At 74.3% G+C, this 22,042-nt stretch carries 16 protein-coding genes; 9 read left to right on the top strand and 7 right to left on the bottom strand.

Annotation, left to right across the window (positions count from 1 at the left end; translation table 11 throughout):
* Positions 1-55 precede the first annotated feature (55 nt).
* From ACFVU7_RS29960 to ACFVU7_RS29945, 4 genes are all read left to right on the top strand, one after another.
* Positions 56-511 carry a hypothetical protein gene (locus ACFVU7_RS29960; protein ID WP_380775341.1) on the top strand — a complete coding sequence of 152 codons (456 nt, stop codon included), beginning with the start codon at positions 56-58 and terminating at the stop codon, positions 509-511.
* Positions 512-688: 177 nt separating this feature from the next.
* Entirely contained in the window at positions 689-877 is a 189-nt protein-coding gene (locus ACFVU7_RS29955; RefSeq protein ID WP_388048157.1) for a hypothetical protein, read from the top strand.
* Entirely contained in the window at positions 874-3,474 is a 2,601-nt protein-coding gene (locus tag ACFVU7_RS29950) for an ABC transporter permease (protein ID WP_388048155.1), read from the top strand. The genes ACFVU7_RS29955 and ACFVU7_RS29950 overlap by 4 nt, the downstream gene beginning before the upstream one ends.
* Positions 3,475-3,769: 295 nt before the next feature.
* Positions 3,770-4,921 (top strand): cytochrome P450, encoded by a 1,152-nt coding sequence (locus ACFVU7_RS29945; protein ID WP_388048153.1) that lies wholly within the window; start codon positions 3,770-3,772, stop codon positions 4,919-4,921.
* Between the two features lie 184 nt (positions 4,922-5,105).
* On the opposite strand, the gene ACFVU7_RS29940 is transcribed toward ACFVU7_RS29945, so the two are convergent.
* On the bottom strand, positions 5,106-6,269 hold the full coding sequence (locus tag ACFVU7_RS29940) for a macrolide family glycosyltransferase (RefSeq protein ID WP_074005904.1): 1,164 nt from the start codon (positions 6,267-6,269) through the stop codon (positions 5,106-5,108).
* 462 nt (positions 6,270-6,731) lie between these two features.
* Between ACFVU7_RS29940 and ACFVU7_RS29935 the strand changes: the two genes are divergently transcribed.
* Complete coding sequence (locus tag ACFVU7_RS29935) at positions 6,732-7,766, top strand: 3-oxoacyl-ACP synthase III family protein (protein ID WP_388048151.1); 1,035 nt, start codon at positions 6,732-6,734, stop codon at positions 7,764-7,766.
* A gap of 18 nt (positions 7,767-7,784) precedes the next feature.
* Here the strand turns inward: ACFVU7_RS29935 and ACFVU7_RS29930 are convergent, their stop codons facing one another.
* Positions 7,785-9,068: an amidohydrolase family protein gene (locus ACFVU7_RS29930; protein ID WP_388048150.1), complete on the bottom strand. Its 1,284-nt coding sequence runs from the start codon at positions 9,066-9,068 to the stop codon at positions 7,785-7,787.
* Between the two features lie 236 nt (positions 9,069-9,304).
* Between ACFVU7_RS29930 and ACFVU7_RS29925 the strand changes: the two genes are divergently transcribed.
* On the top strand, positions 9,305-10,369 hold the full coding sequence (locus ACFVU7_RS29925; protein ID WP_388048148.1) for an alpha/beta fold hydrolase: 1,065 nt from the start codon (positions 9,305-9,307) through the stop codon (positions 10,367-10,369).
* On the opposite strand, the gene ACFVU7_RS29920 is transcribed toward ACFVU7_RS29925, so the two are convergent.
* The 5 genes from ACFVU7_RS29920 to ACFVU7_RS29900 are packed head-to-tail and all read right to left on the bottom strand — an operon-like array spanning position 10,359 to position 16,879.
* Entirely contained in the window at positions 10,359-11,663 is a 1,305-nt protein-coding gene (locus tag ACFVU7_RS29920) for an NAD(P)/FAD-dependent oxidoreductase (protein WP_388048146.1), read from the bottom strand. The two genes, ACFVU7_RS29925 and ACFVU7_RS29920, sit on opposite strands and share 11 nt — an antisense overlap.
* A complete protein-coding gene (locus tag ACFVU7_RS29915; protein ID WP_117486211.1) occupies positions 11,660-12,451 on the bottom strand; it encodes an ABC transporter ATP-binding protein in 792 nt (263 codons plus the stop codon). The genes ACFVU7_RS29920 and ACFVU7_RS29915 overlap by 4 nt, the downstream gene beginning before the upstream one ends.
* On the bottom strand, positions 12,448-14,313 hold the full coding sequence (locus tag ACFVU7_RS29910) for a dipeptide/oligopeptide/nickel ABC transporter permease/ATP-binding protein (protein WP_388048144.1): 1,866 nt from the start codon (positions 14,311-14,313) through the stop codon (positions 12,448-12,450). The genes ACFVU7_RS29915 and ACFVU7_RS29910 overlap by 4 nt, the downstream gene beginning before the upstream one ends.
* Before the next feature lie 2 nt (positions 14,314-14,315).
* Positions 14,316-15,284 (bottom strand): ABC transporter permease, encoded by a 969-nt coding sequence (locus tag ACFVU7_RS29905; RefSeq protein ID WP_380775360.1) that lies wholly within the window; start codon positions 15,282-15,284, stop codon positions 14,316-14,318.
* Between the two features lie 11 nt (positions 15,285-15,295).
* Positions 15,296-16,879 carry an ABC transporter substrate-binding protein gene (locus ACFVU7_RS29900; protein ID WP_388048142.1) on the bottom strand — a complete coding sequence of 528 codons (1,584 nt, stop codon included), beginning with the start codon at positions 16,877-16,879 and terminating at the stop codon, positions 15,296-15,298.
* A gap of 225 nt (positions 16,880-17,104) precedes the next feature.
* Between ACFVU7_RS29900 and ACFVU7_RS29895 the strand changes: the two genes are divergently transcribed.
* The 3 genes from ACFVU7_RS29895 (at position 17,105) to ACFVU7_RS29885 (ending at position 21,932) form a co-directional block, all read left to right on the top strand.
* Positions 17,105-18,805 carry a DUF885 domain-containing protein gene (locus ACFVU7_RS29895; RefSeq protein ID WP_388048140.1) on the top strand — a complete coding sequence of 567 codons (1,701 nt, stop codon included), beginning with the start codon at positions 17,105-17,107 and terminating at the stop codon, positions 18,803-18,805.
* Positions 18,806-19,108: 303 nt separating this feature from the next.
* Positions 19,109-19,444: a DUF5132 domain-containing protein gene (locus ACFVU7_RS29890; protein WP_074005859.1), complete on the top strand. Its 336-nt coding sequence runs from the start codon at positions 19,109-19,111 to the stop codon at positions 19,442-19,444.
* 190 nt (positions 19,445-19,634) lie between these two features.
* Positions 19,635-21,932, top strand: coding sequence for an ATP-binding cassette domain-containing protein (locus ACFVU7_RS29885; protein WP_388048138.1), 2,298 nt, complete (start codon positions 19,635-19,637; stop codon positions 21,930-21,932).
* The last annotated feature ends 110 nt before the right edge of the window (positions 21,933-22,042 follow it).

Below are 22,042 nucleotides of genomic sequence, written 5' to 3'. Positions count from 1 at the left end.
TTCCGCGCGGATCGCGGCAGCGGTCCGCGAACCCCGGCACTCGAAGGAGTTCTCGATGATCAGGAAGCGTCTCGCGACGGTCCTCGCGGCCACGGTCCTCGCCGGAGGTTTCGTCGGCCTCTCCGCCGGCGCGGCCCACGCCTCCGCCCGGGTCAACAAGTGCGGGAGCGCGTACGACTTCAAGCGGAGCTGGGAGATCAACGACATCCACAACGTGGCCGCGGTGGTCGGCTTCATCGACATCTACTACAACAGCGGAAACGGGTACAACTGCGCGATCGCCCGCGGGAACGACGCGGTCGTCAGCGGCCAGCACGAGATCTTCGTCGAGATACGGCGCTCCCGCGACAGCACCTGGATCAAGGACGGTGTCGGCAGCAACTACACCCAGTACGCGGGCCCGGTCTACGCGTACGCCAAGGGGGCCTGCATCGACTTCATCGGGGGGCTGAAGTACAACGAGTTCTCCGGCACCGGTGACACCGGCTACAGCTTCGAGCACTGCGGCTGAGCCGTGGCCGGGCGGCAAGGCCCGCTGGAGCCGGTCCGGCCCGCCCGAGGCCTGCGCGCGTCGGGTGGGGTTATCCCCACCCCGCGCACGCCGGTCGCCACCATGGTTCGTACCCACCGCCGTTCCTAGCCTGGACCCCGTCGCTGACGGACACGATCCACGAGGGATGGCAGCACCATGGCAGCCCGCCACCACCGCCCGGAGTACGAACCGCCCGAGCCTCACGCCCCCGCCCGCCCCGCGATCGGACCGCGCGCGGTGCGGCGCGGCCACGGGCGCGGCGGCGGGGAGGTGCACGCGGTGCGCGGGGTCGACCTCGCGCCGGGCCCCGGCAGCTCCACCGCCGCGCAGGGGGCGGCGGCATGAGCAACGGACTCGCGCGCGCCTCGGTGCGCTTCCGGCCGCCTTCCTTCGCGGGGACCTTCGTCGCCCTGCTGTTCGGCGCGGCGGTCATCATGGGCTGCGGCACCCTGTTGCAGACCGGCATCACCGCGAGCGTGCCCCCGGTGCGCTACGCGCAGGCGTCGGTCGTCGTCGCGGCCGGTCCGGACATCGGGATCGTCCGCAAGGTCAACAAGAAGGAGAAGGCCGTTGACCGGCCGGTGCCCGACCGGCCCCGGGTGGACGCGGCCCTGGCCCAGCGCATCGCCGCCCTGCCCGGTGTCGCCGCGGCCCGTCCCGACACCGCCTTCCCGATCCAACCGGGTCCGGCCGCACCCGGCCTGACCGGGCGCGGGTTCGCGGCGCTCGGCATCGCCGGCGGCGCGGACACCCTGGTCGAGGGCCGCGCCCCCGGCCCGGGCGAAGTGGTCCTGGACGCCGCCACCGCACGGGACGCCCGGCTGGCACCCGGCGCGAGCCTCACCCTGGTCGCACCCGGAGGCAGCAGCACCTACCGGATCTCCGGCCTGGCCGCGCCGCAGAACGCCGGCCCGACGGCCTGGTTCGCCGACGCGGTGGCCGGGCAGCTCTCCGGTCACCCCGGCCGGGCGGACGCCATCGCCGTCCAGCCGAGCGAGGGCGTCGGCGCCAAGGACCTCGCCCGCCGGCTCCGCGAGGCCCTGCGCGACACCGCCGGCCCGCAGGCCTCCGGGGCGTCGCCCACCGGGATCAGGGTGGTCACCGGCGAGGACCGCGGCTCCGTCGAGCAGCCTGGGCTCGGGCAGAGCCGGACGCTGCTGATCGCGATCGGCGGATCCTTCGGCGGCACCGCCACCATGACGGCCGTCTTCGTGGTGGTGTCCACCGTCGCCCTGGCCGTCGGTCAGCGGGCCCGCGAGTTCGCCCTGCTGCGCGCCGTCGGCGCGACCCCCCGCCAGATCCGCCGCACGGTCGCCACCGAGGCGATGCTGGTGGCACCCCTCGCCGGCCTGCTCGGCCTCGCCCCGGGCGTGGCGCTGGCCCGCTGGTGGTTCGACGGACTGGTCTCCCGCGGCGCCGTCCCCGAGGGCGTCGAACTGGACGTCGGAGCGGTCCCCGCGCTCGTCGCCGTCGCCACCTGCTCGCTGGCCGCGCTGGCCGCCGGCTACCTCGCCGCGCACCGTCCCTCCCGCCTGCGCCCCGGCCAGGCGCTCGGAGAGGCCTCGGTGCCGGCCGGACGGGCGGGCGTGGTGCGGGCCCTCCTCGGTCTGGCGGCCGTCGTGGGCGGCGTCGTGCTGGCCGCCGTCGCCGCCGGCCTGAGCGGTGAGAACGCCGCCAACACCGCGCTCGGCGTGGTCATGTGCTTCCTGGTGGCCACCGCCCTGCTCGGCCCCTGGGTGGCCCGGGTCTCCGCCGGAGTGCTCGGCCTGCCGCTGCGGGCGGGCGCGGGCGGCACCGCCGGATCGCTGGCCGCCGACAACGCCCGGGCCGACGCCCGCCGGCTGACCTCCGCGATCACACCCATCGTGATGGTCAGCGCCTTCTGCGGCACCATGCTGTTCATCCAGAGCAGCGTCGGGCACGCCACCGGCGAACAGCTGCGTGCCGGGGTCGTCGCCGACCACGTGCTCGGCTCCACCGGTCGCGGCCTGCCCGCCGCCACCGCCGAACGAGCCGCCGAAGTGCCCGGCGTCGAAGCCGCCGTGGGCGTGCTGCGCACCGGAGCCGTCTACCGCTCCGACGGGAAGCTCCGCTCCGCCAACGCCCTCGGCGTGTCCGGCGATCCGGCGAGGCTGCCCCGGGTCCTCGACCTGGGCGTGCGCAGCGGCTCGCTCGCCGACCTCGCCCGGGGCACGGACACCGTCGCCCTCGACGCGGCCCTCGCCGACAGGCTCGGCCACAGCGTCGGCGACCGCGCCTCCTTCTGGCTCGGCGACGGCACCCAGACACAGCTGACGGTCGTCGCCACCTACGAACGCGGCCTCGGTTTCGGGCAGTTGATCCTGCCCCGGGCCGCCGTCGCCGCACACGCCGCCGTCGCCTACGACAGCCAGGTGCTCGTCGCGGACGCACCCGGCGCCGACCGCGCGGACGTCGCCGCCCGGCTGGCGAAGCTCCCCGCCGAGGCCTCCACCACCGGGGCCGCCACGGTCGTCGGGCTCACGGTGGCCGACCGCGCCGGGTACGTCGCGCAGACCGACCGCAGGCGCGAGGCCGGCGACTGGGCGAACTCCGTGATGGCGGCCGTCCTCGGCGGCTTCGCCGCGATCACCGCCGCCAACACCCTGGTGATGACCGTCCTGGACCGCGGCCGCGAGGTGGCCCTGCTCCGCCTCACCGGCGCCACCCGCCGCCAGATACGCGGCATGATGCGCTGGGAGGCCCTGTTGGTGGCCGTGACCGGGCTGCTGCTCGGCGGCCTCATCGCCTGGATCACCCTGGTCCCGATCGCCCGGGGCCTCGCCGACGCCCCGCCGTACGTCCCGCCCGGCACCGCCCTGCCGCTGGCCGCCGCAGCCGTGGCCCTCTGCCTCGCCGCGACGGCCCTGCCGACCCGCGCCCTGCTGCGCTCCCGCCCGCTCGCGGCGAGCGGCCGGCGGTAGACGGACCGCGGTAGGGGAACCGCCGGACCGGGGGCGGGACGCCCGGCCGTCTGCCGCCGGACGGGTGAACCCTGCGCGGGCCGGTTGGCGCCCCGGCTGCCGCTTCGCCACCATGACGTCCGCGAACCACCGTGCCCGTCCGTCCCACGCCGGCGGCGGGCGGTGACCCGCCCGAGAGCCGCCGGTGCCTGCCGACCGCACCGCAGCCATCCGACGATCCCAGGGGGAACCGTTGCCCCAGACCGAGAACCTCACAACCACTGTCCCCGGAATGCGGCTGGTCCCGATGCACCGCATGGAGCTGCCGCCCGTGGGGCCGCCGCGCCGTGAGCAGCTGCCGAACGGCACTCCGATCTGGCTGCTCACGCGCTACGACGACGTCCGCCGGGCCCTCGTGGACGCCCGGTTCAAGCGGTCGCTGCTGTTCGCCCCGGACGCGCCGCCGCTGAGTGACACGCCCAACCTGGGCAGCGACCGGGACTCGATGTTCCACAAGGACGGGATCGAGCACCACCGGATGCGCCGCGTCTTCCAACGGGCGTTCACCCCCGGCGCGATCGAGCGGTCGCGTCCGTGGGTGACCTCCGTGGTCGACCGGCTGCTGGACGATCTCGTGCGGCTCGGCGCCCCGGCCGATCTGGTCACCGGGTACACCAGGCCGCTGCCGAGCGCGGTGATCGCCAGGATGATGGACCTCCCCGGCGAGGACCTCGGACGCGTCCGGGACTGGACCGAACTCGCCTTCGCCACCGCCGACCGCGACCCCGCCGAAGTCATCCGCGCGATGCGGGAGTTCACCGCGTACGTGGCCGGGCTGCTCGCCGGCCGCCGCCGCGCACCCGGCGACGACCTGGTCAGCGCCATCGTCCGGGCCGCGGACCGGGAGGGTGAGGTGTCCGAGCGCCAACTGGTCAACCTGGTGTGCGGACTGCTCGTCGCCGGACACGAGACCAGCATGACCACGCTGGCCAACGCGGTGCTCTACCTGCTCGCCGAACGCCCCGACACCTGGAGCCGCATCGGCTCGGACGAGGCGGCGGCCGCCCTGGCGGCGGAGCGGCTGCTGCACACCATCCCCCTGGGCGCCAACAAGGAACGCCCCGGAAGCCTCCTTCGTACCGCCGAGGAGGTCGAGCTGGGCGGCGTGACCATCGGCGCCGGCGACATCGTCGCGGCCGACCGCACCACCGCCGGCCGGGACCCCGGCGTTTTCCCACCCGATTCCCTCAGCCGGCTGTTCGACCCGCTGGAAGCCGGCACCCTGGCCTTCGGCGCCGGTCCCCATTTCTGCCCCGGCGCGTGGCTGGCCCGCCTCCAGATGCGGATCGCCCTCCACCGTCTCGCCGCCCGCCTGCCCGGCCTGCGCCTCACCCTGCCGACCACCGGGATCGAATGGCGGCTGGGCACCTCCACCCGCAGCCCCCTGCACCTGCCCGCCACCTGGTGACGAGCCGGCCTGGTGCCGGACCGGCCGCCACCGATGCTCCGGGACAGCCGTCCTCGTGAACACCGGTGTCCCGGAGTCCAGGCGGTCGCCGTCGACGGAGACGGCGACGACCGGTCCACACAGCTCTTGACGATCACGCGGTGGCCGCACCCGCTTCCGGTGAGGGCGACGCAGGAGCGCAGAGTCACACGGAGTGCTGACGGAGGTACTGCTCGATCACGTCGGCGCCGCGTGTGACTCCACCGCTTCGCAGGATGGCTTGGCGCATTCCCGCAAGGCTGACGCGTACTGCCGGGTCTGAGGCGACCCTGTCGATCGCCGCCCGCAGTGCTTCGGCGCTCACCATGTCGGCGTCCAGGCATTCGCCGAGCCCGAGTTCCCCCAGGCGCCCGGCGTTGGCAGCCTGCTCGGGTGTCCGCGGGACGGCGACGAGGCCGACCTCGTAATGCAGCGCCTCCATAACGGAGTTAATCCCGGCGTGCGATACGAAGGCGGTGGCATGGCGGAGTACCGCCAGTTGCGGGAACCGCGACCGGACGTCCACCCGGCTCGGGATGGCGCCGAGTACGGCGGCATCCGTATCGCCCACGGTCATCGCCAGCTGCCAGGGCCCGTCGGCGATGGCGTCGATGCAGGCGCGGTAGAACTCCGGGCGACCGTTGAAGACGGTGCCCAGTGAGACATACAGCAGTGGCGCGTCGGGGTCGGGCGGCGACCAGTGCTCGGTCTGCTCGCGACTGCCCATCGAGGGGCCGACGAAGTGAAAACGTTCGTCGAAGCTGTCAGCGGCCGGCTGGAACTCTCGCGGGACGAACACGAGGTTGAGCCCGTCCGCCATCGTCATGGTGTCGGCGACACCGAGCGGGACGCCGTACTCGGTGGAGAAGGCCTCACAGTCAGCGGCGAGCAAGGCCATCGCCGGATCGCCGGTGTCGAGCCCTGCGGTCAACTGCCGGTCCAGTGAGTACGCCTCGTTCGAGGCGAGGTGAGGGAAGCACTGCACGGCGGGGATCCCCAGCCTCCTGGCGATGGTCCGGGCAGGCCAGTTCGTCGTGTCGTAACAGATTGCGTCCACCGGCTCCGAGGCACAGTACTTCTGCAACACCGGGTAGGTCGCGCGCATCGCCGCGAAGTAGTGGCGTAACCAGCCGGCCACGGCCTCTGGGCCGATCTTCGATGGTGGTGTGAACGGCTCCAGCGGCGGCAGTTCCAACCAGCGTGCGCCGGCACTGGTGACCGCGGCGGCGTGGCCTGCTCCGGTGGCGTAGTCCACCTGGTGCCCGCGCCGTACGAGTTCCTCGACCAACGGCACCATTGGATTGATGTGTCCATGTCCGGCTAGAGTCATGAAGAGTAACTTCTTCGGCACGGGGACACCCTGGCAGCACCAGCGCCGCAACGCCATCGAGATTCGCGACTCGCCGCAGCCACCGGCGGCGATGATGCCCGGGCCGCCGTCGAGCCCCGCAGTTCGACGTCCTCACCGCCGGCGACCCCCGATACGCCGTTGGATCGGTCATCCGCGCTCTTTTCGTACGACTTTTCGGAGTGGACGGTCAATTGCGAGAGCGGCGTATTCATCTTTCCTGCGCGGATCCATTTCAGGAATCCGGTCGATAGCACATCACGGCGGCTGGATGTCAATTCGTCGGCGGCTTCGTCACGCTTACGGATTACCACGAGACATCTGGCCCCGATGTTTCGTGGAACGATGCGACGGTACTGAAAAATGACGGACCGGCAGGGGAAGGAAAAGAACCATGGGAGCCTCTCGCGGCGGACCGATCGAATCCGGGCGGAGCACCCTGCTGTGACCGTCACCGTGGAGCAGACGCTGCACCACCAGACCGGTGCCGGGCTGCCGGTGCCGTTCGCCGTCGCCGGGACGGGGGTGCACCTGCCGCCGGCCGTCGTGACCAACGAGCAGCTCACCCGCACCCTGGACACCAGCGACGAGTGGATCACCAGCCGCACCGGGATCCGTGAGCGCCGGCGGCTGGCCCCGGACCTGGCGACCTCCGACATGTGCGTCGCCGCGGCCCATCCGGCCCTGGAGGCCGCCGGGGTCGGGCCTGCCCAGCTGGACGCGGTCATCGTCGCCTCCTACACCGGGGACCAGCCGCTCCTGTCGACCGCGTTGATCGTCAAGGACGCCCTCGGTGCCCACCGCGCCCTGTCCCTGGACGTCACCCAGGCGGCCTGTGCCTCCGGCGTCCAGGCCGTGCTGATCGCCGCCCACCTCCTGCAGAACCCCTCCATCAGCACCGTCCTGCTGCTCGCGGCCGACTGCGCCTCCAGGGTCACCGATCCGACCGACCGCACCGCCGGGGTGTTCTTCGGAGACGCCGCGGCGGCCGTGGTGCTCACCCGCACCGACCAGGCCGGAGCGGGGCTGCTCTCCTACGACCTGGGCTCCCAACTCTCCTACGGCGTCCAGATCCCCGCCGGGGGATCCCGGCTGCCCACCACGGCGGCCACCGTCGCCGGCGGGGAGCACTATCTGCGGATGGACGGCCGCGCCGTCTGGAACACCGCCACCACCCGCCTGCCCGAGAGCATCGCGAGCGCCGCGCACCGGGCCGGTGTGCCGGTCGACCGGATCCGGTACTTCTTCCTGCACCAGGCCAACCTGAACATCCTCACCGAGACCATGACCGCCCTGGGCGTTCCCCGCGAGCGCGTCCCCGTCACGGTCGAGCGGCTGGGCAACACCGGGTCGGCCGGGCTGTTCACCGCGCTCCACGCCACCGTGGCCGAAGGCGCCCTGCTCCCGGGGGACACCTATGTGCTGTCGGGGATCGGTGCGGGATTCCAGTGGGGAACCCTCTGCCTCCGGCACGCCTGACCGGCCACAGCGAGGGGGTCAACCGAGTGCGTTCTTGTGGACGACGCCGTCCTTGACGATCAGTCGCAGGTTGCGGTCGGGGTCGGCGAGGACGGACAGGTCGGTGGTCGGGTCGCCGTCGACGACCAGGAGGTCGGCCCAGGCTCCCGGCGCGATGACGCCGAGCGGCGCGGCACGGTAGGGGTCCCGGCGGCCGGACAGGCGGAACAGCTCGGCGTTGCCGGAGGTGGCCGTCCGCAGGGCCTCGACCGGGCCGAGGTGGCCGCCGAGCCGGACGAGCATCTCGTTCTGCCGGTGCGTCTTCCCGGGGTCGAAGACCAGGTCGGTGCCGAAGGCCAGCCGCACGCCGTGCCGCACCGCCCAGCCGATGGTGCGGGCGACGCCTTCGCAGACCTCGCGGTTCTTGCGGGCGCTGTCCGGGGAGGCGTAGTGGTGGTCGTCGACCTCGAACGGCTGGGTGCTCAGCCAGACGCCCTGCTCCGCGAGGTGGCGGACGGTGTCCTCGTCGAGGAGGTGCCCGTGTTCGACGCAGCGCACCCCGGCCCGTACCGCGCGGCGGACGCCTTCGGAGGTGTAGACGTGCACGGTCACGTAGGTGCCCCAGTCGGAGGCCGCGGCGACGGCGGCCTCCAGCTCGGCCGGGGTGAACTGCAGGACGTCCAGCGGGTCGAACTCGGAGCTGACGCCGCCGCCGGCCATCAGCTTGATCTGGGTGGCGCCCTTCCTGAGCTGTTCGCGCACCGCGGCGAGCACCCGTTCCGGCCCGTCGGCCACTCGGGTGAACCCGAGCTGCTCGCTCCTGGCCGGCGGCCCGCCCAGGGCGGTGGGGGCGTCGTGGACCGTCCCGAAGTCGCCATGGCCGGAGGTCTGGGAGACGGCCGCCTGGCTCGGGTAGATCCGCGGGCCGGGGAACAGCCCGCGGTCCAGCACCCGCCGCAGTGGCTCGGTGTCGCCGGCCATGTCCCGCACCGTGGTGAAGCCGCGCATCAGCATGGAGCGGGCCGCGGCCAGGGCCTGGTAGTAGACGGTGCCGGTCGGCGCGAGCTGGAGCTCGGCCATGGTGCCGCCGGCCGCGAACAGGTGGACGTGGGCGTCGGTGAGCCCGGGGATGAGGGTGCGGCCTCCGCCGTCGAGCACCGTCGCGCCACCCGGGGGACCGGACGGGAAGGGACGGCCCAGCACCACCTCCGCGATCCTGTCCCGCTCCACCCGGACGTACCCCGGCGCCGCCTCGGCTCCGGTTCCGTCGAAGACGCGCACGTTCGTCACCAGCAGCCCGGCACCCGCTTCGTCGACACCCATGCCGCCATCTTCGGCCGGTCACGGAGCCGGGACCAGAGGGCCGGACGGATCGGGTCGGTCCGGTGGTGCCCGGCCGGCAGCCGACCGGCCCGGCCCCGGGTGCGTCCGGGGCCCGGAATGCCGGACTGTGGGGGAGTTGATCAGGGTGAGGGCACGAGTGGGCGGGAAAGAGAAGGCCAGGGGGCAGTTGTCGGACGCGCTGCTGTCGCGGAGGGCCGATGCGACGGGACGGACGAATGGCGAACTCCCTGCTCGCAGTGGTGAGCCGGGACTGGATCGGGGCGCCGGTCGCGCTGGCGGTGGCGGCAGCGGGCGGCGGCCTCCTCGCGGTGGGGGCGGCCTGGTCGGTGGCGCTCGCTGGCCTGGCGCTGGCCGTCGGGGTGGTGCTGGCGGCCGGGGCCGTTCGGCACCTGGTGCTGGTGGCCCGGGAGGCGCGGGCGCATCCGCCGCCGGGGCGGTTGGTGGACGTGGGCGGTCACCGGATGCACGTCCTCGCCGAGGGGCGGGCCGGGGCGGGGCCGACGGTGGTCTGGATGCCCGGCGGGCACGCCCCCGGCGAGGACCTCCGGGAACTGCACACGATGCTGTCGGCCCAGGCCCGGTCGGTGCTGGTCGACCGCCCGGGGACGGGCTGGAGCGACGTCGGGCCCTTCCCCCGGACGACGGCCGCCGAGGCGGCGGAGCTGCCGGCGGCGCTGGAGGCGGCGGGGGAGCGGGCACCCTTCGTGTTCGTCGGCCACTCCTTCGGCGGGCTGCTGGTCGCGAACGTGGCCAGGCGCCGGCCGGACCTGGTGGCGGGGCTCGTCCTGCTGGACCCGACCCCCCTGGAGGTCATCGCCTTCGCGCCGCCCAACGGGCAGCTCGCGGCGCTGCGCCGGGGCGTCCTGCTGGCGGCGGTGCGGCAGCTGTTCGGCGCGCACCGGGGCCCCGGCGGCCGGACCGGGCCGTGCTGCGCCGCCGCGTCGATCTTCGCCGAGCTGTCGCCGTCCGGGCTGGCACAGGTGGGCTGGGACACCGTGGTGTACGACGGGGACCTCGGGGACCTGCCGCTGGTGCTGGTGGTACCGCGGGACCTGATCGGCGGCGAGGCGGTGCTGGCCGCCGCCCGGGACGCGGTCGAGGCCGAGCGGATCAGCCGCTTCTACCTCCGCAGCAGGGTCCGCTACCTGGCGGCGTCGACGGCGTCGAGGCTGGTGTACACACCGGCGGGGACGGGTCACGACTTCCCGCACGAGGCGCCCGAGTTCGTGGTCGGCGTGGTCGGGGACCTGGTGCGCGAGCTGCCCGCGATCAGCCCATGACCGTCCGCGCGGAGTCCGTCCGGACCGGGCGCCGGCGGGAGAAGGCGCCCAGGTCGACCACGGTGCCGGCGTGGTCGCAGCGGAAGTGCACCGGGTCGCCGTCGTGGTCGTGCCCGGCCTCGACCCGGTCGATCAGGGTGGCGAGGTAGCGGCCCACCAGCGGGGCGTTCTTGAACTGGTTGCCGCTGGTGCCCATCGCGACGTAGTAGCCGTCGAGGGCGGTGCGGTCGTAGATCGGGGTCCAGTCGTCGGCGACGTCGTACACGCCCGCCGCGCCGAGGGGCCGGTTGGGGACCCGGAGCGCCGGGAACCGGCGCGCCGCCCGGGTCACCTGGGTGCGGAAGCGCCGGGCGGTGGGGCGGGGATCGGCCCCGTCCGGGTCGTCGATCCACTCGTGCGGGTCGCAGTCCGGCTCGGTCCCGCCGACCAGGAGCTGCCCGCCGGGGGCCGTGCGGACGTAGGTGCCGACGTCGAGGTCGGCGACCAGGGGGAAGGGGTCGGCGGTCCGGACGTCCGGTGCGGGGACCTGGTGGACCTCCTCGCGCAGCGGACGCACACCGATCGTGAAGTCGTCGCCGACGCCCGCCAGCCGGTTGAGGCCGCCCGACCACGGGCCGGCGGCGTTGACCACGACCGGTGCGGCGATCCGCGAGCCGTCGGCCAGGCGGACGCCGGTGACCCGGTCCGCGTGCCGGTCGACGGCCACCACGGTGTGGTGGAGGAGGAGTCGGGTGCCCAGCCCGGCCGCGGCGTCGGCGAGGTTCCGGGCGGCGAGCTGGGGGTCGTCGACGTACCCGGCGTCCGGGGTGAACAGGGCGCCGAGTTCGCCGGACGGGTCGGCGAAGAAGGCGTCGTCGTCCACCGGCTTCGGCGGCCAGTACCGTCCGGGGTCGATCCCGGGAAGGCGCTTGCGCAGCGCCGGGGCGTCCCACCGCTCGTACGGGACGCCGGCGCGCTCGAACAGGGCGGCGGTCTCGGAGGGTTCGACCTCGGGGGAGTCGAGCAGCACGGCGCCGGTGCGGTGGAAGGCGGCGAGCGGGCGGGGGCCGGTGAGCCGCAGGTGGTCGGGCCAGGACGTCCAGAGGTGCTGCGCCTCCCAGGCGGTGGCGACGCTCGCGAAGGTGGAGTAGTTGAAGCGGATGATCGCGCTGGAGGCGCTGGTGGACCCGTGGCCGACGGCGCCCGCCTTGTCCACGACGACCACCTGCCGCCCGGCGCGCGCGAGTTCGAGGGCGACGGCGGCGCCGATCACCCCGGCTCCGACGACCACGGCGTCCGGTCGAACGTCGGTCATGGCGGCCCCTCCCCGGGCGGCGGCGTGCGCAGGCTCGGCACGGCGGCGAGTAGCGTCCGAGTGTACGGGTGCCGCGGGGCGCGCAGGAGGGTTGCGGTGGGGGCGGTTTCCACGATCCGGCCGTGCCGCATGACCGCCACCGCGTCGGAGACGTGGCAGACCGCCGGCAGGTTGTGGCCGATGAACAGCATGGACAGGCCGAGGCGTTGCTGGAGTTCCCGGATCGTGTTGAGGACGGAGGCCTGCACCGAGACGTCGAGCGACGAGGTGATCTCGTCGGCGATCAGCAGGCCGGGTTCGACGGCCAGGGCGCGGGCGATGGCGACCCGTTGGCGCTGCCCGCCGGAGAGCCGGCGCGGCAGCCGGTCGGCGAGCCGCGGGTCCAGGCCGACGAGGCCGAGCAGTTCGGTGACGCGTTCGGCGCGGGCGGGCCGGTCGAGCCGGCGGAAGACGGTGGCCGCCTCGACGAGCGTCTGGCGGACCGTCATCCGCGGGTCGAGCGCGGTGTCCGGGTCCTGGAGGACGACCTGGACCAGGCGGCCGAGCCGGCGGCGGTCGCGGACGGTGCGGGTGCGGGCCTCCCGGCCGTCGAGCAGGACCCGGCCGGCGTGCACGGGGGTGAGGCCGACGATCGCGCGGGCCAGGCTCGACTTGCCGGAGCCGGACTCGCCCACGAGCCCGAGCGTCGTACCGGACGGGACCTCCAGCGAGACGCCGTCCACGGCGGTGACCGGGCCGCGCGGGCCGGGGTGGCGGACGGTGAGGCCGGTCACCTGGAGTTCGGTCATGACGCGGCCACCGCCTCCGGGTCCGCCGCCACCGGTACCGGGGACCAGCACGCGACCCGGTGGCCGGCGTCGAGGTCCTCCAGCGGCGGGGCCTGCTCGGCGCAGTGGTCCCGGCGGCGCGGGCAGCGGGGCTCGAACGCGCACCCCGGGGCGGGCAGCAGCGGGTCGGGCGGTGCGCCGTCGACGGTCCGCAGCGGCCGGTCGCGGTCGGCGGTGAGCTCCGGGACCGAGGCGACCAGGGCCCGGGTGTAGGGGTGCCGGGCGCCGTCGGCGAGGCGGTCGGCGGGCAGGGCCTCGACGATGGTGCCCGCGTACATCACCAGGACGCGTTCGCAGAACTCCCCGACGAGCGCGACGTCGTGGCTGATGAACAGGATCGCGGCGCCGGTGTCCCGCCGGATCTCGGACAGCAGCCCGGTGATCTGCCGCTGCACGGTGACGTCGAGCGCGGTGGTCGGCTCGTCGGCGATGATCAGGCCGGGCCGCACCATCAGCCCGGAGGCGATCATCACGCGCTGGCGCTGGCCGCCGGAGAGCTGGTGGGGGCGGGAGCGCAGCAGCGCCGGGGAGAGGGCGACCCGGCGCAGCGCGTCGGCGGCCTCCGCGGCGGCCCGGGCACGGCTCGCGCCCCGGTGGGCCCGGACGGTCTCGGTGAGCTGGGTGGCGATCCGCAGGGACGGGTTGAGCGCCGAGGCCGGGTTCTGGAAGATCACCGCCAGGCCCGTCGCGAGGTGCCGGTCCCGTTCCTTCGGGGGCAGGGCGGCGAGGTCGGCCCCGAGCAGCCGCAGGGTGCGCCGGGGCGCCCGGGCACCGTACGGCAGCAGGTCGGCGACGGCGAGCGCGGTGAGCGACTTGCCCGACCCCGACTCGCCGACGAGCCCGACGGTCTCGCCCGGCCGCAGGGCGAGGCTGACGCCGCGCACCGGCCGGATCACGCCGTCAGGGGTGGGGAGTTCGATGTGGAGGTCCTCGACCTGGAGTACCAGGCCGTCCTCGGCGTGGCCGCTCGCGGCGGGCGTCGGTACGGGCGTGCGCGGCGCCGGGCCGCGCCGGGCGACGCTCCCGGCCAGGACCTCGCCGAGCAGTTGGAAGGTCAGGGCCGCGTAGAGGATGGCCAGACCGGGTGCGAGGGCGGGCAGCGGCTCGGCGTAGACGCGGTCGAGCCCCTGGTTGAGCAGCTGCCCCCAGTCGTAGCCGGGTGGTTGGACGCCCAGGCCGAGGAAGCTCAGCCCGGAGAGCGCGACCAGGGAGGTCCCCGCCGCCGTGGTGGTGGCCAGGAGCAGCGGCTCGGCGATGTTGGGCAGGACGTGCCGCCACAGCAGCCGCAGGCGGCGCAGGCCGAGGACCCGGGCCGCGGCCAGGTGGTCGGTGCCCGCCACCCCGGCGGCGAGGGTCTGGGCGAGCCGGGCGAAGCCGGGGACGCCCGCGGCCGCGAGGGCCAGCATCGCCCCGGCGGCGCCCGCGCCGAACACGACCGCGAGGAACATCGCGACCAGGAGCGCCGGGAAGGCGAGCAGGAGGTTGACCAGTCCGGCGGTCAGCCGGCGGGCGCGCCGGCCGAGCACGGCGGTGGAGGCCCCGAGCAGGACCCCCGCGCTCGCGCCGAGCAGGATGGCCGCCAGCGCGAGCAGCAGGGAGGGCCGGGTGGCCGCCAGGACCCGGGCGAGCAGGTCCCGGCCGAGGTTGTCGGTGCCGAACGGGTGCCCCGCAGACGGCCCCTGGAGCACCGCCGAGGGGTCCGGGCGGTCGGCCGCCGCGCCCCAGACCAGCGGTCCGACCAGCGCGAGCAGGACGAGCGAGGCCAGCATGACGGCGGTGACCCAGGCCATGGGCGAGCGCCGGAGGCCGGACGGAAGGCTCATGGTCACATCTCCCTGATCGCCGAGCGGGGGTCGAGCACGGCGAGCAGCACGTCGACCAGGAGGCCAGCGAGCAGCACGGTGGTGCCCAGCACCAGCACCATCGCCTGGACCACCGGGTAGTCCTGGGCGACCACGGACTGCGCCATGGCGGAGCCGATGCCGGGCCAGGCGAAGACCTTCTCGACCAGCACGGTGCCGGCGATCAGGCCGGGCAGCAGGCTCCCGGCGACGGTGAGCGCGGCGGTGGCCGTGTTCGGTGCCGCGTGCCGCAGGTAGTACCGCGCGGGGGACAGCCGTTTGCTCCGGGCGGTGCGCAGGTAGTCCTCGTCCAGCACCTTCAGCGCCTCCACCCGGACGATGCGCAGCAGGACGGCGGTGGGCGCGAGGGAGAGGGCGAGGACCGGCAGGACGAAGGACTCGACACCCGCCGCACCGGCCACCGGGAGGAGTTGGAGGCCGACGGCCAGCAGCGCGGTGAGTCCGGCGGCCAGGACGAAGTCCGGGACCCCGGTCAGGCCGGCGGTGACGGCGGTGAACGCCAGCTCGGTGCGCGGGCGGCGGCCGTCGCGGGTGCGGACGGCGGCCAGCAGGCCGCCGGGCAGGGCGACGGCGAGGGTGGCCAGGAAGGCCAGCCCGGCGATCTCCAGGGTGGCCGGCAGCCGGGTGCGGACCAGTTCCGCGACCGGTGTCCCGGTGGTCAGCGAGGTGCCGAGGTCGCCGTGCAGGAGGCCGCCGAGGTAGTGCCGGTACTGGGACAGGAACGGCGCGTCGAGCCCGAGGCTGTGTCTGCGGGCGGCGACCAGGGCGGGGGCGGCGTCGACGCCGAGCGCGGCGCGGACCGGGTCGCCGGGGACGAGGCGGATCATCGCGAACGAGGCGGTGAGGACGACCGCGAGGGAGAGCAGCAGCCGGACGGTGCGGCGGCCGAGGAACACGGTCCAGGGGTGCCGCAGCAGTCGGGGTACGGACATGGTGGCCCCGGTCACTGGTGGAGGCGGATGCTGGTGGGGACGAGCTGGCCGCCGAAGGTGGTGGTGAACGTGGTGCGGTGGCCGTACACGCCGCTGCGGCCGTCGGCGATCGGCAGGGCGTCGGCCGCGCGGAAGAGCGCGGCGGCGGCCCGGTTCCAGGTGCCGCAGCCCGTCGTGTCGGTCTCCCGGAGGGCCTGGGCGACCAGGGCGTCGTACTCGGGGTTGCGCACGCCCGCGAAGTTGAGGCCCTGGGCGGGGGTGGGGCCGGAGAAGAAGGGGATGAAGCCGACCGGCAGCGCGAAGCCCGGCGAGGTGCCGACCACCACGTCGAAGTCGGCGCTCTGGTACATGGCGTTGACGAGGGCGGGCAGGCTCTCGGTGACCAGGTCGACCCGCGCGCCGAGCGCCGTCCACTGCCGGGCCATCAGCTCGGCGACGGAGGTGAGGGTCGGGCCGAGGTCGGGGCTGGTGATCAGGCGGAGCCGTAGGGCCCGGCCGTCCTTGGTCAGCGGGCCGCCGGGGGAGCGGGTCCAGCCGGCCGCGCGCAGGGCCTGGGCGCCGTCTTGTGCGGGCAGGTTGGCGTCGGCGAGGTCGGCGTGGCAGACGGCGCCCGGGGCGCCGAGGTCGCCGGCGGGGCGGCCGGTGCCGCCGACCGCGACGTTGGCGAGCCCCTGCCGGTCGAGGGCGGAGACCAGGGCGCGGCGCAGCGCCGGGTCGGCGAGGGCCCGGCCGGGGCGCTGGTTGAAGAAGGTCAGCCCGACCACGGTGGCCACGTCGGTGACGGCCAGGCCGTGGCCGGTGAGCCGGGCGCGGTCGGGACCGTTCACGTTCGCGATGTCGACGCCGCCGGTGAGCAGCAGGTTCGCCGCGGTGGAGGCCTGGGGGACGACGGCGATGACGATGCGCGCGGGGAGGCCGGGCGCCGCGGTGGTCGCCCCGGCGGGCCCCCAGGTGTAGCCGTCGCGGACGGTGAACTCGTAGGGCCCGCCGGGGGTGTAGCGGGTGAGCACGTAGGGGCCGGTGCCCTGGGTGGTGCGGTCCAGCGACCGGGGGTGGTCGAGGCCGGCCGGGCAGACGATCGGCAGCAGGCCGATGCTGCGGGTGAGGAACGGGAAGGGAGCGGTGGTGGTCGCCGACACCGTGCCGGTCGTGTCGTCGGCGCTCGCGGTGAACGGCACGTTCGGCAGGACGGTCTGGGCGCCGGCGAGCTGGTTGGCCGGGTCGCCCGCGTAGCTGAGGGCCCGGGCGACGGCGGAGGCGGTGAGGGGCGTGCCGTCGGAGCAGGTGACGCCCGGGCGGAGGGTGAAGTCGGCCGTGGTGGCGGTGGCCTGCCAGGACGCGGCCAGGCCGGTGACCAGGGTGCCGTCGGGGGCGACGTTCACCAGGGAGTCGTAGGCGTAGCGGGCCTGGGAGGCGCCGAAGGTGGAGTACGGGTCGAAGCTCGGGGTCTCGCCGGCCGCCGCGATCCGGACGGTCCCGCGGTCCACCAGGGGGGTGCTCGTCGAGGACGTGGCAGCGCTGCCGCAGCCGCTGAGCGCGAGCGCGGCAGCGGTCAGGGCGGCCGCGAGGGCGGCTGGCAGGGGGCGACGGAGCATGGCGTCATGGTGCCACCGGGCCTTGGCGATGGCGAGTCAACTCACCTGGGGGAAAGGCGTGTTCGATTCAAGGGGCGCAGTGCTCCCGCCTTGTGGGGAGCGGTGGGCGCCGGGGCGCGGGGCGCGGCGGCGGCGTGCCCCTGGTTCACTCTTTCGAGGGGTGTCGGGGCCTGTAGGCCGTCGGCCGGGTGACCTGGCCGTCCGCCATCGCCACACTGTGTCGACATGACGACGAACGATCCGGGCCGTGAGGTCGGCCACCTGGCGGACCGCTACTGGGAGTTCCTGCTGGAGCGGGAGCCGTTGCTGCGGGTCCGCCAGGGGCTCCCGGTCGAGGCGCTGCCGGGGGCGTCGCTCGCCGAGTCCGAGGAGCGGGAGCGGTTCGCGGCCGGTGTGCTGGAGCGGATGCGGCCGCTGGACGGCGCGGAGCTGTCCGGTGCCGATGCCGACACCGCGGCCGTCCTCGTGGCGCTGGCGGAACAGGAGTTGCGCGCCCACCGGTGGTACTGGCTGACGCCCGCCGCCACGCCGTACCGGCTCTTCCCGCTGTCGCTGTACGTCGATGCGGTCCTGGGTGCCTTCCGCTTCGCCGAACCAGCCGACGGTGAACGGTACGTGGCGCTGGTGCACGACCTCGCGCGGGTGGTCGGCTCGATCGGTGACAAGGTGGCCGGCCAGGCCGCGCGCGGCTTCCGGGTGCCGGCGGCGGCCCTGGCCGGGGTGCGGGCCACGGTCGAGGGCCTGCGGTCCTCCGCCGGGCGCCGGGTCACGGTGGCGGACGACCGGCTCGGTGGGCTCGGGCCGGCCGGGCGCGGACGCCTCCGGGACGGTGTCCGGCGGCTGGTGGAGGCGGAGTTGGCGCCGGCCTTCGACCGGCTGCTCGGGTGCGTCGACGACCCGGCGTACCCGGGAGGGGCGCCGCGGGACGTCGGGTGGGCGCACTACGAGGGCGGCGAGGAGGCCTACCGGGACTTCGTCCGGACCCACACCGGGAGCGACACCGGTCCTGAGCGGCTGCACGAGCTCGGCCGCGACCAGTGCCGCGAACTGGCCGAGCGGATGCGGGAGGTGCGCGCGGCCCTCGGCTTCCACGGCACCGAGGCGGAGTTCCACGAGCGGCTGCGGACCGAGCCCCGCTTGTACGCCCGGACGCCCGAGGAGGTCGAGGCCCGGTTCCGCGGCCACCTCGACCGGCTGGAGCCGCGGCTGCCGCAGTGGTTCGCCGTCCTGCCCGCCGCCCCGTACGGGCTGGCCCGGCTGGACCCGGCGCTGGAGCCGGGGATGACCTTCGGGTACTACGAGGTCCCGACCGCGGCCAGTGCGGTCGGGCGCTACCGCTACAACGGCTCGGACCTGGACCGGCGGTCCCTGATCGGCTCGGCCTCCCTGATCTACCACGAGCTGGCGCCCGGGCACCACTTCCACCTCGCCCGGCAGGCGGAGGACGCCGCGCTGCCGCGACTGCGCCGCGAGGCGGCGGAGTTCGGCGCGTTCAACGAGGGCTGGGCCGAGTACGCGGCGGGGCTCGGCTGGGAGATGGGCCTCTACGAGGACCCGTGGGACGCGTACGGGCGTCTCGCGCAGGAGCGGTTCACCGCGCAGCGGCTGGTCGTCGACACCGGGCTCAACCTCGGGACGATGGACCTGGCGGGGGCGCGGGACTTCATGCGCGCCAACTCCACGGAGGAGGACGGCCAGATCGCCTCGGACCTGTTGCGGTACTCGACGGATCTGCCGGGGCAGGCGCTCTCCTACCGCGCGGGCTACCTGGAGTTCGTCCGGCTGCGGGCGGAGGCGGAGGCCGGCCGGGGTGCCGGGTTCGACGTGCGGGCCTTCCACGAGGCGGTGCTGGGAGGTGGCGCGCTGCCGTTCCCCGCCCTGCGCCGGCGGGTCACGCGGGAGCTGAAGGTCGTAGCCGATCAATAAATATTACTATCTGACAAATTGCTTGGCGTACATACAAGCGATCGTTCTGGGTTATGTTCAGATTGCACTCGCACGAGTGAATCCCCTTGGGAGCATTTGGTTTTGGTGAGCTCGACTCGACTACGGTGACGGAGGATCGGGCGGTGGACCCCATCGGCGAGGAGTTTCGGTTCCGCGGGAAATCCGCGAGGGGAACCGGTCATCCCGCGAGGCGGGTACGTCCGTCCGTTCTGCTGTGTGCGCTCCGGAGTCCGAAGCGCCCGGATCCCCTGTCATCCGTCTGCGTAGAGAGATGGGAACACCATGCCGCCCGTAGTTCCGCCGTTCCTGATCGGTCTCGTCGTCGCGCCGCTGGCCAAGCGCCTCCTCAAGCCACTGGTGCGCGGTGTCGTCAAGACGTCCGTCGGCATCGTCATGGAGGTGAAGAAGGCCGCCCACGAGGCCGGCGAGAACATCCACGACCTCGCGGCCGAGGTGGCCGCCGACGTGGTGGCGGCCCAGGTCGCCTCCGGTGAGGGCCACCGCGCCGCGGAGGCCACTGCCCCGTTCGAAGAGAAGGCCGGGGCGACCGCCCCGGGCGACGCCGAGGCGAGGGCGCCGAAGATTCGCGCGAACGCCGGTGCCGGAAAGGCACACTGACGCACCATCATGTCCTGACCCGCCGCCTGGACGCACACCGCGATCGAACTCGCGCGCCGTGTCCACGCGGCGGTCGGCCGAGGGCCTTCCGGCCGCATCGGCCGCCCGTTCAGAATTCCGCTCCGTCGCGGTGTTCCGTCATGCCCGATGGCGGATCGTTCGCGACCTCTGCAAACAGGTGATCGTACACATGCCATCTCTGCTGGGTGCCGCGGCCGGATTCCGCTCCGTGGATCCGGACGTGAGCCCGCGCTCGGTCATTCCGGGCCGCCAGCGCTGGGACGTCAAGCTGGTCCTCGGACGGCCGAGGACGGCCGAAGTCCTCGCGGCGGCGCTGCGTCGCGTCCCCGGGATCACCGAGGCGCAGGCGAACCCGATCACCGGTGGGGTCCTCGTCCGGCACGAACCGCTGCTGCCCGCCGCGGATGTCGGCCGGATCCTGCGCCGGGTGGTCGCCCGGGTCGCGGAGGGTCCGGTCAGGACCGCCCCGCCGGCGGCGGCCCGGCCCGCCGCCGGACCGGGGGCGCGGCCGGACCGCGTTCCCGTCCTGCGCCCCGTCCTCGCCGTGGGCGGCGGGGCGGCGGCCGGCCTCGCGCTGATCCGCGGGTCGGCGCTGAGCAGGCAGCTGGTGGCACTCGGCGGGGTCGCCGTCGCGACGGTCGCCGTCGTCCGGACGGCATGGCGTCGAGCGGTCGAGCGGACCAGGGAGCTGTCCGGGTCCGGCAGCGGCCGGCATCCGCTGCGGGAGGTCGTCGGGCCGCACCGCCGGCGCCTCTACCGGGCCTCCGCGCTCTCGGTCGCCTGCCAGGTCTCGGAGATGGCGCTCGGCACCTTCCTCGGCTGGACCGCCCTGGTCCTCATCAAGGGCGAGGCCGCGCCGCTGGTCCGCTTCGGCCTGACCACCGCCACCGCCCAACTCTGGGGCCTGGCAGGGCTGGTGACCGTCGCCTGCGCCGCCGTGGCAGGCCTCTCGTGCGCCTCGAACCTCCAGTGGCGCGGGCTCGGCCAGGACATCGAGCACGACTGGCGGAGCCGCACCTACGCCCATGTGCAGCACCTCGAACTGGGGCAGCTGGAAGGCGAGCGGACCAGCCGGATCGCCGGCGTGCTCACCGACGACGTCCGGCAGCTGGGCAGCTTCTTCGCCACCTCGGCCAACGACGTGCTGCAACTGGGCACCAGCCTGGCCCTGTTGGTGCCGGCGTTCCTGCTGCTGGCCCCGCAGATCGCCTGGATCGCGTTCCTGCCGATCCCGGTCATCGCCTGGCTGTCGCTCCGCTACCAGGACAGGGCCGCGACCGACTACGCCGTCTCCGGCGAGCGCCGGGCCAGGCTGCACAGCCAGCTGGTGAACACCCTGGAGGCCGGCGCCACGGTCAAGAGCTTCTGCACCGAGGACTACGAGGCCCAGCGCATCGACCGGCTCAGCGGGGAAGCCCAGGAGAGCAACCGGCAGACCGACCGGGGCACGATCCGGCACGCCGAGGTCGTCCGGGTCTGCACGACGAGTTCGATGGCCGGCACCCTGCTGCTCGGCGGCCGCTCGGTGCTCGACGGCACCCTGCGGTTCGAGGTGTTCAGCCCGCTGATCGGGCTGCCCCAGATGGTGATGCTGCGGATGAACCGGCTCGGCGGCATCGTCGACCAGTACCAGCGCACGCTCGCCGCCTACGACCGGGTCCACCGGCTGGAGGCCCTGCCCGCCGAGACCGAGGGCACCGGGGGAGCGCTCGACGTCGCGACGGTGAAGGGCGAGATCGTCCTCGACGGCGTGACCTTCGCCTACCCCGGACGGCCGCCGGTCCTGGAGGACCTCTCGCTGACCATCCCCGCCGGGCAGGTCACCGCCCTCGTCGGCGCCACCGGCTCCGGCAAGACGACCGTCGCCAAGCTGCTGATGCGCTTCCAGGACGCGGAGTCCGGCAGCGTGCTGCTCGACGGTCGGGACGTGCGCGACCTGCGCCGGCGCGACCTGCGCCACGCGATCGGGTTCGTCGCCCAGGACGCCTTCCTCTTCGACGGCACCATCGCCGACAACATCCGCTACGGCAGTTTCGGCGCCTCGGACGAGGCCCTGGTGGAGGCGGCCACGATGGCCGAGGCCCACGCCTTCATCGCGACGCTGCCGGACGGCTACGACACGGTGATCGGCGAACGCGGCGCCGCCCTCTCGGGCGGCCAGCGGCAGCGGATCGCCCTGGCCCGGGCGATCCTCAAGGACTCGCCGGTCGTCGTCCTCGACGAGGCCACCTCGGCCGTCGACAACGAGACCGAGGCCGCCATCCAGCGCACGCTCCGGGTCTTCGCGGCCGACCGCACGATGGTCGTGATCGCCCACCGGCTCTCCACCGTCCGCCACGCGGACCGGATCTACGTCATGGACAAGGGCGGTGTCGTGGCCGAACAGGGCACCCACGACGAACTCATCGCCCGGCACGGACTCTACGCATCCCTCTGGCAACTCCAGGCCGGCGAACTCGCCGCCTGACCGCACCAGGCCGCTCCGCTCGCCGACAGCGTGATGCCACCGACCAGGCCGCTCCGCTCGCCGACAGCGTGATGCCACCGACCAGGCCGCTCCGCTCGCCGACAGCGTGA

This window comes from Kitasatospora sp. NPDC058046 (genome assembly GCF_042885595.1).
In the GTDB taxonomy this organism is placed as follows: domain Bacteria; phylum Actinomycetota; class Actinomycetes; order Streptomycetales; family Streptomycetaceae; genus Kitasatospora.
Note: the sequence above shows the minus strand (reverse complement) of the source record. Positions and strands in the feature narration are given on the sequence as shown.

Excerpts from the sequence above, each read along its gene's own strand:
- ACFVU7_RS29910 (WP_388048144.1), bottom strand. The coding sequence starts at position 14,313 with ATGAGCCTTCCGTCCGGCCTCCGGCGCTCGCCCATGGCCTGGGTCACC.
- ACFVU7_RS29960 (WP_380775341.1), top strand. The coding sequence starts at position 56 with ATGATCAGGAAGCGTCTCGCGACGGTCCTCGCGGCCACGGTCCTCGCC.
- ACFVU7_RS29925 (WP_388048148.1), top strand. The coding sequence starts at position 9,305 with ATGGCGAACTCCCTGCTCGCAGTGGTGAGCCGGGACTGGATCGGGGCG.
- ACFVU7_RS29905 (WP_380775360.1), bottom strand. The coding sequence starts at position 15,284 with ATGTCCGTACCCCGACTGCTGCGGCACCCCTGGACCGTGTTCCTCGGC.
- ACFVU7_RS29950 (WP_388048155.1), top strand. The coding sequence starts at position 874 with ATGAGCAACGGACTCGCGCGCGCCTCGGTGCGCTTCCGGCCGCCTTCC.
- ACFVU7_RS29915 (WP_117486211.1), bottom strand. The coding sequence starts at position 12,451 with ATGACCGAACTCCAGGTGACCGGCCTCACCGTCCGCCACCCCGGCCCG.
- ACFVU7_RS29930 (WP_388048150.1), bottom strand. The coding sequence starts at position 9,068 with ATGGGTGTCGACGAAGCGGGTGCCGGGCTGCTGGTGACGAACGTGCGC.
- ACFVU7_RS29940 (WP_074005904.1), bottom strand. The coding sequence starts at position 6,269 with ATGACTCTAGCCGGACATGGACACATCAATCCAATGGTGCCGTTGGTC.
- ACFVU7_RS29890 (WP_074005859.1), top strand. The coding sequence starts at position 19,109 with ATGCCGCCCGTAGTTCCGCCGTTCCTGATCGGTCTCGTCGTCGCGCCG.
- ACFVU7_RS29895 (WP_388048140.1), top strand. The coding sequence starts at position 17,105 with ATGACGACGAACGATCCGGGCCGTGAGGTCGGCCACCTGGCGGACCGC.
- ACFVU7_RS29920 (WP_388048146.1), bottom strand. The coding sequence starts at position 11,663 with ATGACCGACGTTCGACCGGACGCCGTGGTCGTCGGAGCCGGGGTGATC.
- ACFVU7_RS29885 (WP_388048138.1), top strand. The coding sequence starts at position 19,635 with ATGCCATCTCTGCTGGGTGCCGCGGCCGGATTCCGCTCCGTGGATCCG.
- ACFVU7_RS29955 (WP_388048157.1), top strand. The coding sequence starts at position 689 with ATGGCAGCCCGCCACCACCGCCCGGAGTACGAACCGCCCGAGCCTCAC.
- ACFVU7_RS29945 (WP_388048153.1), top strand. The coding sequence starts at position 3,770 with ATGGAGCTGCCGCCCGTGGGGCCGCCGCGCCGTGAGCAGCTGCCGAAC.
- ACFVU7_RS29900 (WP_388048142.1), bottom strand. The coding sequence starts at position 16,879 with ATGCTCCGTCGCCCCCTGCCAGCCGCCCTCGCGGCCGCCCTGACCGCT.